We start from the raw sequence: 1,263 nt of genomic DNA, 5'->3' as shown, positions 1-1,263 counted from the left end.
GGGATCTCCACGTCCTCACCGCCGGGGGTGTTATCGCCGCCCGCCTGGGGGGTGTCCTCCTCGGGGATGGTCACGGTATCGCCGCCTGCACCTGCGTCACCGCCGGCGCCACCAGCGCCACCGGCTCCACCGGCACCGCCCGCGCCGCCGCCTGCTACAGCTGCGCCGCCCACAACGGTCTGGTCCTCATACTGGATGACGGTGCCGCCCGGAGTGGTCACGGTCTCGGTCACGTTGTTTACGCCCGCGGTGTAGTAGAAGGTCACCACGTTCTCGTCCGCGTTGGCGGATACGGTCAGCTGCTGGCTGGCCACCTCGGCGGTGTAGTTCTCGATGTTGTTCAGCGCGTAGAAGGTCAGGTTCTGACCCACAGGTGCGGAGCCCTGCAGGGTGGGAGCCACCTCGGCGCCGGTCTCACGGTCCAGATACTGCACGGTGAACACCGCATCCTCGGTGCTGGCACGCAGGGTGTACTGAGCCACCGCGTTCACATCGCCGCTGGCAGTGCCGCCGGTGTAGCCCTGGGCGGCATCGGTTACAAAGTAGCGGGAGGCGTCCTCGTTCATCACGATATCGGTCAGCTGAGGAGCGTTGGGCAGAGCCGCGCCCTCGTTCAGCCGCACAGCCACCGCGCCGGTGGCCTCGCTGGTTTTCACCTCGCCGTATTTTTCCAACCCGGCGATGAAGGAATCGGTGAACGTACCGTGCTCACCGGGACGGAAGGTCACCACATAGGTGGTGGCTTCGGTGGAGGAAGCATCATCTTCCGCCGCCAGGGCGGGCATTGCACTGACGCTTACCGCCAGGCACAGGCTCAGCAGCCCGGCCAACAGCTTATTAGTCTTGCGCATCGCTTGCTTCCTCCTTCTTTTTCTTCTTGGTCAGCACCAGCAGCACCACTGCCGCCAGTACCACCACCGCGCATACCGCAATGGTGTTGAAATCGCCGGTCTTGGCCGACACCACGATGGTGCGAACCTGGGTCACCACGTTGGGTTCTCCCTGCACCGTCTCGGTGGTCACAACGGTCTTCACGTCGGGCACATCCGCCGCCTGGAAGCGGAACTCAATCATGCCTTCCGCGCCCATGTAGCTCACATTGGTGGCGGTGGCGTCCGGGGTGATGCTCAGCACCACGTCCGCGGTCTGGCCCGGGTCCAGAGTGGCCACCAGCGGGTATTCCTCCAGCTGGCTGTTCAGCTCCTCCAGACCGGCGGTGGTGTCGCCGCCCACCAGGGTGCCGGTGGCCTTGCCGGTGGCGGG

2 protein-coding genes are annotated in these 1,263 nt (G+C 65.5%); both read right to left on the bottom strand.

The features are described from left to right. On the bottom strand, window positions 1-851 hold an 851-nt coding region (locus PH256_RS15170; protein ID WP_270914826.1), incomplete at its 3' end, for a hypothetical protein. After that, on the bottom strand, window positions 838-1,263 hold a 426-nt coding region (locus tag PH256_RS15165), incomplete at its 5' end, for a hypothetical protein (protein ID WP_270914825.1). The genes PH256_RS15170 and PH256_RS15165, both read right to left, overlap by 14 nt.

It is taken from the genome of Allofournierella sp. CML151 (assembly GCF_027853465.1).
Taxonomy (GTDB): domain Bacteria; phylum Bacillota; class Clostridia; order Oscillospirales; family Ruminococcaceae; genus Allofournierella.
Note: the sequence above shows the minus strand (reverse complement) of the source record. Positions and strands in the feature narration are given on the sequence as shown.